Source organism: Flavobacterium sp. (assembly GCF_027490375.1).
In the GTDB taxonomy this organism is placed as follows: Bacteria; Bacteroidota; Bacteroidia; order Flavobacteriales; family Flavobacteriaceae; genus Flavobacterium.
In genome coordinates this window covers 64,830-79,114 of record NZ_JAIXYH010000076.1, presented here as the reverse complement: position 1 = coordinate 79,114, position 14,285 = coordinate 64,830, and the positions used below count along the sequence as shown (strand labels likewise).

The window sequence follows — 14,285 nt, the reverse complement described above, 5'->3', positions numbered from 1 at the left end:
ACTTTTGCATTTGTATGTCGGCAAATAATTTGTACTTTTGCACCCCAATCCCGAAAAACGGGTGCGGACGGAATGTTTAATTTAAATTAATTATTGTGAACACATTAAGTTACAGAACTGTGTCTGCAAACAAAGCCACTGTGAGCAAAGAGTGGGTTGTTGTAGATGCTGAGGGGCATAACTTGGGTCGTTTAGCGTCGAAGGTTGCTATGATTCTTCGCGGTAAATACAAGCCAAGTTTTACGCCACACGTTGACTGTGGGGATAACGTAATTGTTATCAACGCAGAGAAAATCAACCTTACTGGAACCAAGCTTGACGACAAAATTTACATGCGTCATACAGGTTACCCAGGAGGTCAAAGAACCCTTACTGCTAAAGTTTTACAGGCGAAAAATCCTGCTGCTTTAGTTGAAAAAGCTGTTAAAGGGATGTTGCCTAAGAACAAATTAGGAGCTGAACTTTTCAGAAATCTTACTGTAGTTGTTGGTAGCGAGCACAAACACACGGCTCAGCAACCTAAAACCGTTAACCTAAACGATCTTAAATAATGGCAGTTATCCACAAAATTGGCAGACGTAAAACTGCAGTTGCCCGTGTTTACGTTTCGGAAGGAAACGGAACCATTACTGTAAACAAAAAAGAATTTACAACGTATTTTCCAACAGCTACTTTGCAATACAAAGTGTTACAGCCGTTGACTATGACTGAAAATGCAGCTAGCTACGACGTTAAAGTAAATGTGTACGGCGGTGGTGTTACAGGTCAGGCAGAGGCAGTGCGTATGGCTATTGCTCGCGCGATGTGCGAAGTAGGAGAAGGAAATCGTGCAATCTTGAAACCAGAAGGTTTACTTACTCGCGACCCAAGAATGGTGGAGCGTAAGAAATTCGGTCAGAAGAAAGCTCGTAAGAGATTCCAGTTCTCTAAACGTTAATATTATTCAATTTTTAAAAATCAAGTTGTTGTTGCACTTCTCTGAAAAGAGAGATTAGTTTAGCATCTAAATGAAGCCTAGGGTAGGAAGAAGCGATAAGCAATCAGCGATAAGCAATCAGCGATAAGCTAAAAAAGCTAACAGCTAACAGCTAACAGCTAACAGCTAACAGCTAACAGCTAACCGCTGATAAATCTCCAAACCCGAAAAGGACCATTGCTAATTCAACAGAACGTAAACTATTTCAAAAATGGCAAACAAAGTAGAAGTTAAAGAGTTACTGGAAGCCGGTGTTCACTTCGGACACATGACCAGAAAGTGGGATCCAAATATGGCTCCTTACATTTATATGGAGCGTAATGGTATCCACATTATCAATCTATATAAGACTGCTGCAAAAATCGAAGAAGCTAATGAAGCTTTGAAGAAAATCGCAGCATCAGGCCGCAAAATTTTATTTGTAGCTACTAAAAAGCAAGCGAAAGACATCGTTGCAGAAAAAGCATTGGCAGCAAACATGCCGTACATCACTGAAAGATGGCCGGGTGGTATGTTGACAAACTTTGTAACTATTCGCAAAGCAGTTAAGAAAATGTCGTCTATCGACAGAATGAAGAAAGACGGTACTTTTAACACGCTTTCGAAAAAAGAAAAATTGCAAATTGATCGTCTTAGAGCGAAGCTTGAAAAGAACTTAGGATCTATTGCCGACATGTCGCGTCTACCAGCAGCTTTGTTTGTAGTCGATATCAAGGCTGAGCATATCGCAATAAAAGAAGCACAAAAATTAAACATTCCGGTTTTCGCAATGGTAGATACGAATTCGGATCCGCGTGAAGTGGATTACGTAATTCCTGCCAACGACGATGCTTCTAAATCGATTGAAAAAATCCTTTCATTAGTTACCGCAGCTATTATCGACGGTTTATCAAACCGAAATACAGATGCTCCTGTAGACGATGCTGAGGGAATGGAAGCAGCTGTTGAGGCTGAAGTAGAAGTAGTTGAAGCTCCTGAGAGCGACGCAACTTCTGTGGAAGAACCAAGCAGCGAAGCATAAATTTCTAGAAATTCCGATTTTGTTCTGCGTTTCGCTCCAGGCTCAGATTTAACGATTTGATAAAGCCCACACGAACGAAAGCACCAAACAAGGTCGGAATTTTGCACATTTAATTCATAAACTTAAAACTTTAAAAATATCATGGCAACAATTACTGCTGCAGATGTAAATAAATTAAGAACCCTTACCGGTGCCGGTATGATGGATTGTAAAAAAGCGCTTGTTGAAGCGGATGGCGATTTCGACTTGGCTATTGAAAACCTTCGTAAGAAAGGTCAGAAAGTAGCTGCGAATCGTTCAGATCGCGAATCAACCGAAGGTGCTGCAATCGCTGCTGTAAACGCTGATAAGACTGAAGGTGTTGTTATTACCTTGAACTGTGAAACAGATTTCGTAGGTAAAAACGAAGGTTTCGTAAAATTAGCTACTGATTTAGCTACTTTGGCACTTCAATTCGATTCAAAAGAGGCTTTCTTAGCAGCTGATTTCAACGGAATTACGGTTTCTGAGAAATTAATCGAACAAACAGGTGTTATCGGTGAGAAAATCGAAATCGGTACGTTCGAGAAATTAAGCGGTGCTTTCGTAGGAAGCTACATCCACGCAGGTAACAAAATTGCAACCATCGTTTCGCTTTCTGCAAACGTAGAAGGAGCTGAAGAAGCGGCTCGTAACGTAGCGATGCAAGCTGCTGCAATGAACCCAATTGCTTTAGATGAGGCTGGTGTTGACCAAGAAACCATCGATAAAGAAATTGAAATTGCTAAAGATTTGTTACGTCAGGAAGGTAAGCCAGAAGCAATGATCGAAAACATTGCAAAAGGTAAATTGGGACGTTTCTTTAAAGACAATACTTTGGTGAACCAAGATTACATCAAAGACGGTGAACTTAGCGTAGCTAAATACGTGAAAACAGTTAACCCAGATCTAGTAGTAACTGGATTTAAGCGTGCTGCTTTAGGTTAATTAGTTCCCGCTATAAAACAAAAAAGGCTTTCGAAAGAGAGCCTTTTTTTATGGGGTGAATTGAATGCTGATTTTGTAAAAGTGATTTTACTAGGCTTGGTATTATTTCATTTGTAATATTGCAATATTATCTCTTGTTAAAACTTTAAAATCAATACGTTATTTTAATTTTTCGAGCATCAAAACTTTCTTTTTCGCTCAAAAAAAATATAACGTATAACCGCTCCTTGATAGAAATTCTAATGTAAAATATTGTTTCAAAATTTTTGACACATCCATAAGAAAATATCCTAATGCGCCTCCAACCAATTCTTACCCACACCCATTTCTACTTCTAACGGAACCGTTAAGCTAGCCGCACCTTCCATCTCCGCTTTCACAATTTGCTTTACTACTTCTAATTCCGATTCCAACACATCAAAAACCAATTCGTCGTGTACTTGCAGCAACATTTTCGATTGTAATTGCTGAGCCGCAAACGCCTTGTGAATACGTATCATCGCAATTTTGATAATATCAGCTGCCGAACCTTGTATCGGCGCGTTTACCGCATTGCGTTCCGCGGCACCACGCACCACCGCGTTTCCTGAATTGATGTCTTTTAAATACCTGCGTCGACCGAAAATCGTTTGCGCATAACCCAAATCGCGGGCGTGCTCAATCTGGTCGTTGATGTAGGTCTTTAATTTGGGATAGGTTCGGTAATACGCGTTAATTAAATCGGCACTCTCCGTTCGCGATAACGTAGTTTGGTTGCTCAATCCAAAGGCCGACACGCCGTAAATAATTCCAAAATTCACGGTTTTGGCATGGCTTCGTTGCTCGCGTGTTACTTCTTCTACCGGAATATCAAATACTTTCGAAGCTGTAGAACGGTGAATGTCCTCGCCGTTTCTAAACGCTTCAATCATCGTATCTTCTCCGCTTAAAGCTGCAATGATGCGCAATTCAATCTGACTGTAATCCGCACTCAACAACACGTGCTTGTCGGAACCCGCCACAAATGCTTTTCGGATTTGACGACCGCGTTCGGTGCGAATCGGGATGTTTTGCAAATTCGGATTGTTCGAACTCAAACGTCCGGTTGCCGCTACAGCTTGCATATAATCGGTGTGAATCCGACCCGTTTTCGGATTTACCTGCGTCGGTAGTGCCGTAACATACGTACTTTGTAGTTTTACCAATTGACGCCAATCGAGTATGTCTTGTACAAACGGACTCGTAAGCGCCAAATACGACAATATTTCTTCGCCTGTGGCGTACTGTCCGGTTTTCGTTTTCTTTTGCTTCGCACCGCCAATTTTCATTTTATCGAACAAAATTTCGCCCAATTGTTTTGGCGACGCTAAATTGAAGGTTTCGCCTGCCGTTTCGTAAATCTTGCGTTCCAACGAACTGATTTCCGTAGCAATTTCCGATTCCATTTCTTTCAAGAAAGCAATGTCGAGTTTCACGCCCGTTAGTTCCATATCGGCCAACACAGGCATCAGCGGCATTTCGATCTCCGTAAACAGTTTCGTTGTTTCCGATTCTTGTAATTTGGGTTCAAAAACGTTCTTCAATTGCAAAGTTACATCGGCATCTTCGGCGGCGTATTCTTTAATCACTTCTACATCGACTTCGCGCATCGATTTCTGATTTTTACCTTTCTTTCCAATCAGCGTTTCAATCGAAACCGGCGCGTAATTCAAATAGGTTTGCGACAATACATCCATGTTATGACGCATGTCTGGGTTTATCAAGTAGTGCGCCAACATGGTATCAAAACAAGGTTCGGCAATCGTAACACCGTATTGTGCCAAGATTTTTAAGTCGTATTTTATATTCTGACCCACTTTTTCAATTGTGGTATTTTCCCAAAACGCATCAAAATAATGTACTTCGGCTTCGGCTTGTTCCCGATTTTCGGAAATAGGCACGTAATACCCTTTCCCTTTTTCGGTAGAAAACGATAGGCCAACTAATTCGGCTTGCTGCACGTCGATTCCGGTGGTTTCCGTATCAAAACTTACGGTTTTTTGCTTGAGCAAATGGTCGAGCAACAGTTTCTTGGCAAAGTCTGTATTTACCAATTGGTAGTGGTGTTCGGTGTTTTCAATGTTTTGGTACAAGCTGTAACCGGTGGCGCTTTCCATATCGGTATCGCCGCCAAATAGGTCGATTTGTCCCGTGAGATTTGGTTTGGCTTTGCGGTACAGTTGCGCTTCTTTCTGTTCGGTGGCGTTGTTTACAGCCGAGAAGTCGGTTCGAAAAATTACATCGAATTGTTCGGCCATACGGCGAAATTCGAGTTCGTGAAACAGCGCTTGCGTTTTTTCGAAATCGGGTTTGCTCAGTTCGTAGTCGGTTTCATTAAAGGTTACGGGGCAATCTACCAAAATGGTCGCGAGTTTTTTCGAAAGTATTCCCAGTTCGGCATTAGCTTCAATGTTTTCTTTCATTTTCCCTTTAAGCTTGTCGGTGTTAGCCAACAAATTTTCCATAGAGCCGAATTCGGCGAGCAGTTTTTTTGCAGTTACTTCGCCCACGCCGGGAAGTCCGGGAATGTTGTCTACAGAATCGCCCATCATGCCTAGAAAGTCGATTACCTGTTCCGGACGTTCTACGCCAAAGCGTTCCTGCACTTCTTTTATGCCCCAGATTTCGATACCGTTGCCCATTCGTGCGGGTTTGTAAATAAATACGTTTTCGGTTACGAGCTGCGCAAAATCTTTATCGGGCGTAACCATAAACACCTGATAATTCTGTTGTTCGGCTTGTTTAGCGATGGTTCCAATCAAATCGTCGGCTTCGCAACCGGCTAGTTCGATGATCGGAATGTGCATGGCGCGTAAAATGTCGTGTATGTACGGAATGGCAAGGCTTATGGCTTCGGGCGTTTCGTCGCGATTGGCCTTGTATTGCGGAAACATTTCCGTGCGCACCGTACTTCCTTCTTTATCAAACGCTACGGCCAAATGATCGGGTTTTTCGCGCTTAATGATGTCGAGTAATGAATTCATAAAACCTACAATTGCCGAAGTATTCATGCCCTTGGAATTGATGGTTGGGTTTTTAATAAAAGCGTAATATCCTCTGAAAATCAAGGCATAGGCGTCGAGTAAGTACAGGCGTTTTTTGGTTTCCATTTCAAAAATTAAAGAAAGTAAAGGTATTTAAATTTTGATACCCTTACTCGCAAGATACGACCGATGAAGCATTCTTTTTTGTTTTTGGGCGCGCCGGCAAACGAGTCGTCGCTGCGCTAAAATTATTCACGCCGTCACGTGTTTCGTTCTATCTTTTTTGCATACGAATAGTGGAAAAACCGTAGCGCAAAAAAGGATGCCACTCCACCCGTTCGCGCGGGAAAGTTCGAAAGTGAAAAAATGAAAAAAAGCGAAAAAATGGAAAAATAGAAAAAGGGAGGAAAGCGAAAATTGAAAAAACACATTTGCTATAAGCTCCCCTAATCGCTCCAGAACCAACGAATTTTGGGTCAGGGAGGGAACATGAAACGTAAAATAGTGAATTCATCGAAGTCTATTCCGATAGCTATCGGAACTCGTGTCTATCCCGATGGCTATCGTGTCTAGCTTCTCAAAACGATACGTAAAGTGGTGAACTCATCAAAGTCTTAATACTTAATACTCCCATCTTAATACTACAAAAAACCTCTTTGTGAACTTTGCGTAAATCTTTGCGTTCTTTGCGGTTAAAGCAACCATTTATGTGAACAAGTGTTCGCTTATTGTATTGTGGTTCACCACGCGAGAGGACTCGCGCAGCAGCGAAATACGAAACCTAAACTCTTCTTTTTTCGGTCGGATTAAAGAAACGATACGTTAAGTGGCAAATTCATCGAGTCTAGCTTCTATTCCGATAGCTATCGGAACTCGTGTCTATCCCGATGGCTATCGGGACTAGCTTCTCCAAAAAGATACGTTAAGTGGTGAATTCATCAAAGTCTTAATACAAAAAACCCCTTTGCGCCCTTTGCGTAAATCTTTGCGCTCTTTGCGGTTAAACATACATTAAATTCAGGCGCTGAGGGAGCACAATGTTTCACAAAGTTTTTCACAATTTTTCACAAAGTTATTCCTTCGACGAGCTCACGTACCAGCTTTTTAAGCGCACAGAAAACACTGAACCTCACAGAATTTTACGCAATAGGGTACCGTTGAGGAAACCACAGAATGTGTCAAGCCACCAAAAAATCGCACCAGCCTTCGACAGGCTCAGGCGACGACGATACGTGGGTTAGAGCGGGGACATTAAACGTAAAATGGCGAACGGCGCGATCCCGATTGCTATCGGAACTAGCTTTCAAAAAAAATCAGCCTTCGACAAGCTCAGGCACCCACGATACGTGGGTTCAGTAGGGCAAATCGACACGTAAAATAGTGAACGTCACAAATTCTATTCCGATAGCTATCGGAACTCGTGTCTATCCCGATGGCTATCGGGACTAGTTTCTCAAAAAAAATCCCTCAAGCCTTCTAGAATATTGTTTTTTAGTTAAATATTTTGGAATGCTCGAATATCAAACCGTGTTTAACCGTTACTTTGCCGAAAATTTTTACTGTGGTTCGTTGGATTATTCTTCTGCTAATCTTTGGTTTAATTGAACTGTATGCCTTTCAAGCATTCAAAACAGTCAATAAAGACAAAGGTTTTATCATTTCGTATCTCGTAATTTCTATTGCTATAGTCGGAATTATCTTCTACGGTTTTACGCAGTTCGATCGCTCGGTAGGGCAAAATCGGATGTCGCTTTTTACACTAGGATTAATGCTGGTCATTTACGTTCCCAAAATGCTTATTGGTTTAGTGCTTTTTGGCGAAGACTTATTCCGCGTATTTTGCGCCATTTCGCGCTATTTCGTGGATTACGATTCAAACACACCAGCCTTGCCCGAGCGCCGAAAATTCATCAGCCAGATTGCCCTCGGCCTTGCCGCCATACCGTTTGCTAGTTTAATTTACGGCATTTTTGAAGGAAAGTACAACTATAAAGTAATTACTACTAAACTGCATTTCCCGGATTTGCCTGCGGCCTTCGACGGTTTAAAAATCACCCAGATTTCCGATGTACACAGCGGTAGTTTCGATAATCCCGAGAAAATTGAATACGCAATCGACTTAATCAATCAGCAAGAAACCGATTTAATTCTCTTTACTGGTGATATCGTAAATACACACGCTACCGAAATGCATCCGTGGATTGACACCTTCAAAAAAATAAAACCACACAGATTCGGAAAGTTTGCAGTGCTGGGGAATCACGATTACGGCGAATACGTTTCTTGGCCGTCGCAACAGGAAAAAGAAAAGAATTTTTCAGACATCAAAAAGTTGTACGGCGATATCGACTTTAAACTGCTGTTGAACGAACACACTTCGATTAACAAAGACGGGGAAGCTTTGCACATTGTTGGCGTTGAAAATTGGGGCAAAAACTTCAAACAAGCGGGCGATTTGGGTAAAGCTGTTTCCGGATTGGATCGCGACGCATTCAAGATCTTAATGTCGCACGATCCATCGCATTGGGAATACGAAGTTAAAACGCATCCGTCGAATGTGCATTTAACTTTGTCTGGACACACGCACGGCTTGCAGTTTGGGATTGAAATTCCTGGATTTTTCAAATGGAGTCCGGTGCAATACGTGTACAAACAATGGGCAGGTTTGTATGAGCATGAGAATCGTAAAATATACGTAAATCGCGGTTTTGGCTTCCACGCGTATCCGGGTCGTGTTGGCATCTGGCCCGAAATCAGTGTTTTTGAACTAAAAAAGGGCGAAAAACCGGCGTAATACCGAAAAAACATATATTTGTACTATCAAGTTTAATTTTTTGCAGTAATGTCAAAATTTGGAGAACTGATTAGCGCGCCGATTCCGGTCTTAATCGATTTTTATACCGAGTGGAACGAACAGTCTACTTCTATGCACCCTGTGATCAGAGATGTGGCGGCTGCATTGGGCGATAAAGCCAAAGTCATCAAAATCGATGTCGATAAAAACCAAGAATTAGCCGAAGCGCTTCGCATCAAAAACGTTCCTACGTTAATGATTTACAAAAGCGGGCAAATGGTTTGGAGACAATCGGGTGAACTTGATGCAAATAGCATTATTGCCATCGTTCAAGAACAAGTCTGAGCTAACGCTACAGCTTTAAAACCTTTTTGCTGAAGAAATTCTAAAGTTCTCGGCAACGCATACCGCAAGTTTTTTTCTGCTTTTAAACTGTCGTGAAAAATCACGATACTTCCATCTTCAATATTGTTTAGCACGTTTTCTAAACAGTTCTCTGGACTAATTTGCGTGTCGAAATCGGCCGAAAGTACGTCCCACATTATTATTCGCGTTCCGAGCTTTTCCAATTGTTTGCGTTGCGAACGCCGAATTTTCCCGTAAGGCGGTCGAAATAAAGTAGTTTTCGTGTCTAATTGCTTCTGGCAATCTTCAAATTCCTGAATATATAGACTTGAATCGGTTTTCCAGCCGTTGGCGTGTGTTTGCGTATGGTTGCCAATGCTGTGGCCCTGTGCTCGTATCTTGTCGTAAACGGTTCTGTGCCGATTTACATTTTCGCCGATGCAGAAGAAAGTGGCTTTCGCCTGAAATTGTTCGAGTTGTTCCAAAACCCAGTCGGTTACGCCCGGTATGGGTCCGTCGTCGAAAGTCAGGTATACCAATTGTTCGCCCGCCGGCATTTTCCAGACAAAGTGCGGAAAAAGCCAGCGTACAAACCGACTCGTTTTAACCCAGTACCACATTACTCATTGTCGCGCTGAAAACGACCAAACTTCCCGTTCCAGCTGTTAAAAGTAGTCTTCGACTTTTCGTAGTATGCAGGTTCGTCGTATTTTTTAACGAGCTGCAAGACACTTCGGTATCGTTCGATGGCAGCTACCACTTCGTAGTATAAATCCATTTGTTCGGAAGCGGTAAGCGATTGGAAATACTGTAATTGATCTTGATACTTCGCCGCAAGTTGTTCGTATAATTTTCGTCCTTCAGCGCGCTTGCCCAGTTTATAATAGGCTTCCACGTAAGTGTCGAGCAACGAATAATAGCCAAAATACTCAAAAGGCATATTTTTCATAGCGATATCAACCACTTCGGCAGCTTGAGCATTTTTACCTTCTTCAATTAAAGCAGAAATCAAACGCGATAAATTAGTTCGGTACGTCAGCGAGTTTTTGCGCGTTTCCGGATCGTGGTAAATATCAGGACTTCCGCTATTGCCCCATTCCCAATTCTTAACAATCTTGTACATTTTGTCGGTATCAATTTTCCCCATATCCAACACACTTGCGTCTTTTGCAACAGGTGTTTTCACAGGAACTAACTTAAATACAATACCGTCGAGTTGTAGATAATCTTTCATCCAGAGGTAATCGTCATCGCCAAAACTGCCACCAGTAAAGTAAATCGGACGCTTCCACTGATTGTTTGCCACAATGTCGAGCATCATCACCCGATTTTTATACAGTGCTTGTCCTTTGATGTCGAAATCGATGAAATCGACAATGCTGTCGCGATCTTTTTCCGAAACCACCTTATTGGCAATAACCGCGTTCTTATCGATATTGAAACGTACTTTATTAGTTGGATAGAAGTGTAATTTCTGACCGTTTTTAAGTTCAATAAGCGTGCGTTCGTCGTCGGTTGCTAAGAATTTGATAAAGTCTTGTAAAGCCCAACGCGCATCAGTTCGGTCGGTGAAGACAGAATAATCCAATTTGTCACCCACGTATTGTTTGTGGGTAAAGCTAATGGGCAAAGGTTCCGATTCGTACGCTTTGGCTTTCATTTGATCGATGTACCAATCCATATGCAACAAACTGGTGTTTACAATACGAACATCGGTTCTATAACCTTCTACTTCTTGTGCATACCAAAGTGGGAAGGTATCGTTATCGCCAATGGTAAATAAAATGGCGTTTGGTTCGCAAGACGATAAATACGCTTTGGCCATCGCTACCGCAGTGTATTTGTTGCTGCGGTCGTGATCGTCCCAATTCTGACTCGCCATCAAAACCGGTGCACCCAAAAGTGTGGCAACAAATACGGCAGGAACAGCAATTTTAGAAGATACCGCTTTACGTGCGTAATCAATAAGTCCGTACACACCGTAGCAAATCCATAATGCAAAAACGTAGAACGATCCTACAAGAGCGTAATCGCGCTCACGTGGTTCAAACGGACGTTCATTCAAGTAAATCTTCAATGCCAAGCCTGTGAACAAAAACAAAATAAGCAACACGTAAAAGCTTTTCACGTCGCGATTCGCATGGTAAATCATGCCCAGAATCGCCAAAATAAACGGAATAAAATAATAGGTATTTCGTCCTTTGTTGTTTTTAGCGTCTTGCGTAAGCGAATCCTGATTGCCCAATCGATACGAATCTACCGCATTGATACCGCTGATCCAGTTTCCATCTTGCGTGTCGTAATTGCCTTGAATGTCGTTTTGACGTCCGGTGAAATTCCACATCAGATAACGCCAGTACATATATCCAAATTGGTATTCAAACATAAATCCAATATTGTCGCCAAACGAAGGGCGTTCCACGATTAGGTAATCGCTGTATGCTTTTAAGAATTCGGCATAGCCTTCCATATCCACCTGACCTTGAGAGTAGGCTTGTCTGAATTCAGAAATGATTTGAACCAATTCAGCTTCTTCAGAATATTCCGGATTAATTCGGAACTCAAGCGGATGCGTAAACGTCATGTAATTCTTTGCGTGCTCGGTACTCCACATACGTGGCAAGATCGACTTGTGCGCAGACGAACTGTTTTGCTCTGCGTTTTTATAATTGTTGGTAATGATGTACTTACCTGTCGTGTAATCGCGTTCGTAATTTGGCGCTTTGTCTTTGTAGGGCTCTTCTTCATCTAAACCGGCATACATATCCGAAAATTGCGGTCCGTAGAAAAGCGGATTAATACCATATTGCTCACGGTTGTAATACGCCAGAAGTTCGCGCGCATCCGAAGGCTTATTTTCGTTAATCACCGTGTTTGCATTTGCACGAATCGGAAGCATCATCCAGGTCGAGAAACCAATCAATATAAAAAGCACACTTAAAATCAGTGTGTTCCACTTCGGTAAATCTTTTTGTTTGGTATAACGCAAACCGAAATAGAATAAACCAATTAAAACTACGGCTACGAAAATGGTACCCGAATTAAAAGGTAATCCGAGGCTGTTTACCATAAATACTTCGGTGTTTCCGAACAAAGCCATCGTCCACGGAAGTAACAACTTGAAGATAAACAACAAAACCGAAACCACCACAATATTTGCGATGATGAAGTTTTTCGTAGTTACTGCAGGATATTTTTTAAAGAAATATAAAAATCCGATTGAAGGAATGGTAAGCAAAGCCATAAAGTGGATTCCGAAAGACAATCCAATGACGAGCGCTATAAGCAACAGCCATTTGTTTCCGCGCGCTTTGTCTAAGTCTTGCTCCCAACGCAATCCCAACCAAAACAGTAATGCAATTAATAGCGTTGCCATGGCGTAAACCTCAGCTTCAACGGCATTATACCAAAAACTGTCGGAAAAAGTAAAAGCCATCACGCCAACAAACGAAGCGGCTAAAATCGCCCAACCATCTACGGTACTATCAGTTTTATCGGTCAATGCCACGAGTTTTCGAAGCAAAATAGTTGCCGTCCAAAACATGAATAGCACGGTAAAAGCACTCGAAAACACCGACATCATGTTAATCATCAATGCCACGGTCTGATTATCTGGAGCGAACGTCGAGAAAAAAGCACCCATCATTTGGTATAAGGGTGCGCCGGGCGGGTGTCCAACCTCTAACTTTGCCGAGGTTGCAATGTATTCGCCGCAATCCCAAAAGCTCATCGTAGGCTCAACAGTTAGCGAATAAACGAGCAAGGCGATGGCAAAAGATAGCCAGCCTCCAATTGTATTCCATTTTTTAAATTGCTGTTCGCTCATAAAAACACGTGATTTTTGCGCTACAAAGAAACGATTTCTTGCCGCATTACAACAACTTACACACATTTTCTAAGCCGTATTAAGTAAGTTTTAACGCAAAAATTTTATCCTTTTTGAAATAAATATTTTGAAACATTTGGAAGTATTGAGATTTGTTATAAATTTGCACTCGCATTACGCAAAACTGGCCTATGGTGTAATGGTAACACTACGGTTTTTGGTGCCGTCTTTCTAGGTTCGAGTCCTAGTGGGCCAACGAAAAGTCCTCTCAATTTTTGAGAGGATTTTTTTTTGGGTGTTTCGCCGCCCCGTCCTAAACCCAACCGCGCCGCCACGCTTTCCGCTGCAACTCCTCGCTGCCAATCGGTAGTGGAAATCAGGTTTTCGGCAGCTGCGGGGTTTTCGCTGCAATCGTTAACACAGGCAATCGTTACCAAAGAAACGTTTCTTCAAAAAAAAGACCAAACGATGCGTCTGGTCTTTTAAATGCGGTATTAAAAATTTAGATCTTGAATGTCACTACTGGTCGAACCGCATGGTTTACCAAATCTTCAGAGATACTTCCGTTAAAGAAATGCGCAAATCCCGTGCGTCCGTGTGTACTTACACCAATAACATCGGCATCAATTTTATTCGCAAAATTCAAAATGCCCTTTTCCACGTTGGTGTCGTTGTAAATATGCAACTGATGTTTTGGAAGCGAAAATTCTTTGATGAAATTTTTCATGATATCTTCAGCTACATGCGTTGGTTTGAAGCTGTTCGGCGTATTAATCATTACCAAATGCAATTCAGCATCAAAAATACCAGCAAGTTCAATCAGCTTTTGGAAAGGCTTGCGGATTTCAGAAGAAAAATCGGATGCAAAAACAAATTTATCTGCCGTAAAGGTGTCAACGCGATTCTTAATCACCAAAACAGGTACGTCAGAGGTGCGAACAATTTTTTCGGTGTTCGATCCAATCAGTAGTTCTTGGAAACCAGAAGCGCCATGTGATCCCATAACAATTAAATCAACAGCGTGTTCTTTGCTGTAAGAAACAATGCCTTCAAAGGCTTTTTCAATGCGTGTTGCCGTAGTTACTTTAATGCCTTCGAGCAACGCTTCGTCTTTTAAATCTTCCAAACGGTCGTCGGTTTTCTTCAGAAATAACATGACTTCCGGAATGTTAACGCCGCTGTTTACGGCATCGTTCATATGAGTAGGTAAATCGAGCAAGTTTAAAATGAAAAGCTCAGAACCGGTTTTGCGACAAAGCTGCGCAGCAACTTCCAAAGCATAATGAGCATGGTCAGAAAAATCCGTAGGGACAAGTATTCGTTTCATAAAGAATGAAAATTTATTGATTATTGGT

The 14,285-nt window shown here is 41.9% G+C and carries 10 protein-coding genes and 1 tRNA gene; 7 read left to right on the top strand and 4 right to left on the bottom strand.

Annotation, left to right across the window (positions count from 1 at the left end; all coding sequences use genetic code 11):
• Positions 1-95: 95 nt before the first annotated feature.
• The 4 genes from rplM to tsf all read left to right on the top strand — a co-directional run bounded on the left by rplM (position 96) and on the right by tsf (position 2,963).
• Positions 96-551, top strand: coding sequence for a 50S ribosomal protein L13 (gene rplM, locus Q0064_RS11840; RefSeq protein ID WP_094485579.1), 456 nt, complete (start codon positions 96-98; stop codon positions 549-551).
• Complete coding sequence (rpsI, locus tag Q0064_RS11835) at positions 551-937, top strand: 30S ribosomal protein S9 (RefSeq protein ID WP_094485578.1); 387 nt, start codon at positions 551-553, stop codon at positions 935-937. The genes rplM and rpsI overlap by 1 nt, the downstream gene beginning before the upstream one ends.
• 250 nt (positions 938-1,187) lie before the next feature.
• Positions 1,188-1,997 (top strand): 30S ribosomal protein S2, encoded by an 810-nt coding sequence (gene rpsB, locus Q0064_RS11830; RefSeq protein WP_094485577.1) that lies wholly within the window; start codon positions 1,188-1,190, stop codon positions 1,995-1,997.
• Between the two features lie 141 nt (positions 1,998-2,138).
• Positions 2,139-2,963, top strand: coding sequence for a translation elongation factor Ts (tsf, locus tag Q0064_RS11825; protein ID WP_298148427.1), 825 nt, complete (start codon positions 2,139-2,141; stop codon positions 2,961-2,963).
• A 290-nt stretch (positions 2,964-3,253) separates the two neighbouring features.
• Here the strand turns inward: tsf and polA are convergent, their stop codons facing one another.
• Complete coding sequence (gene polA / locus Q0064_RS11820; RefSeq protein ID WP_298148426.1) at positions 3,254-6,091, bottom strand: DNA polymerase I; 2,838 nt, start codon at positions 6,089-6,091, stop codon at positions 3,254-3,256.
• A 1,435-nt stretch (positions 6,092-7,526) separates the two neighbouring features.
• Here polA and Q0064_RS11815 point away from each other — a divergent pair.
• The gene (locus tag Q0064_RS11815; protein ID WP_298148425.1) at positions 7,527-8,759 is read left to right on the top strand and encodes a metallophosphoesterase; all 1,233 of its coding nucleotides are present in this window, start codon (positions 7,527-7,529) and stop codon (positions 8,757-8,759) included.
• A gap of 48 nt (positions 8,760-8,807) precedes the next feature.
• The gene (locus Q0064_RS11810) at positions 8,808-9,104 is read left to right on the top strand and encodes a thioredoxin family protein (RefSeq protein ID WP_094485557.1); all 297 of its coding nucleotides are present in this window, start codon (positions 8,808-8,810) and stop codon (positions 9,102-9,104) included.
• Here the strand turns inward: Q0064_RS11810 and Q0064_RS11805 are convergent.
• Together Q0064_RS11805 and Q0064_RS11800 are read right to left on the bottom strand one after the other, a co-directional pair.
• Positions 9,089-9,724, bottom strand: a complete 636-nt coding sequence (locus Q0064_RS11805) for a polysaccharide deacetylase family protein (RefSeq protein WP_298148424.1) — start codon at positions 9,722-9,724, stop codon at positions 9,089-9,091. The two genes, Q0064_RS11810 and Q0064_RS11805, sit on opposite strands and share 16 nt — an antisense overlap.
• The gene (locus Q0064_RS11800) at positions 9,724-12,930 is read right to left on the bottom strand and encodes a DUF2723 domain-containing protein (RefSeq protein WP_298148423.1); all 3,207 of its coding nucleotides are present in this window, start codon (positions 12,928-12,930) and stop codon (positions 9,724-9,726) included. The genes Q0064_RS11805 and Q0064_RS11800 overlap by 1 nt, the downstream gene beginning before the upstream one ends.
• Before the next feature lie 185 nt (positions 12,931-13,115).
• Here Q0064_RS11800 and Q0064_RS11795 point away from each other — a divergent pair.
• A tRNA-Gln gene (locus Q0064_RS11795) sits at positions 13,116-13,186 on the top strand.
• 246 nt (positions 13,187-13,432) lie between these two features.
• Here Q0064_RS11795 and Q0064_RS11790 read toward each other — a convergent pair.
• A complete protein-coding gene (locus Q0064_RS11790; RefSeq protein WP_298148422.1) occupies positions 13,433-14,257 on the bottom strand; it encodes a universal stress protein in 825 nt (274 codons plus the stop codon).
• Positions 14,258-14,285: the final 28 nt, after the last annotated feature.

Coding starts and splice junctions, on each gene's coding strand:
- rpsI (WP_094485578.1), top strand. CDS start 551: ATGGCAGTTATCCACAAAATTGGCAGACGTAAAACTGCAGTTGCCCGT.
- rpsB (WP_094485577.1), top strand. CDS start 1,188: ATGGCAAACAAAGTAGAAGTTAAAGAGTTACTGGAAGCCGGTGTTCAC.
- tsf (WP_298148427.1), top strand. CDS start 2,139: ATGGCAACAATTACTGCTGCAGATGTAAATAAATTAAGAACCCTTACC.
- polA (WP_298148426.1), bottom strand. CDS start 6,091: ATGGAAACCAAAAAACGCCTGTACTTACTCGACGCCTATGCCTTGATT.
- Q0064_RS11810 (WP_094485557.1), top strand. CDS start 8,808: ATGTCAAAATTTGGAGAACTGATTAGCGCGCCGATTCCGGTCTTAATC.
- Q0064_RS11805 (WP_298148424.1), bottom strand. CDS start 9,724: ATGTGGTACTGGGTTAAAACGAGTCGGTTTGTACGCTGGCTTTTTCCG.
- Q0064_RS11800 (WP_298148423.1), bottom strand. CDS start 12,930: ATGAGCGAACAGCAATTTAAAAAATGGAATACAATTGGAGGCTGGCTA.
- Q0064_RS11790 (WP_298148422.1), bottom strand. CDS start 14,257: ATGAAACGAATACTTGTCCCTACGGATTTTTCTGACCATGCTCATTAT.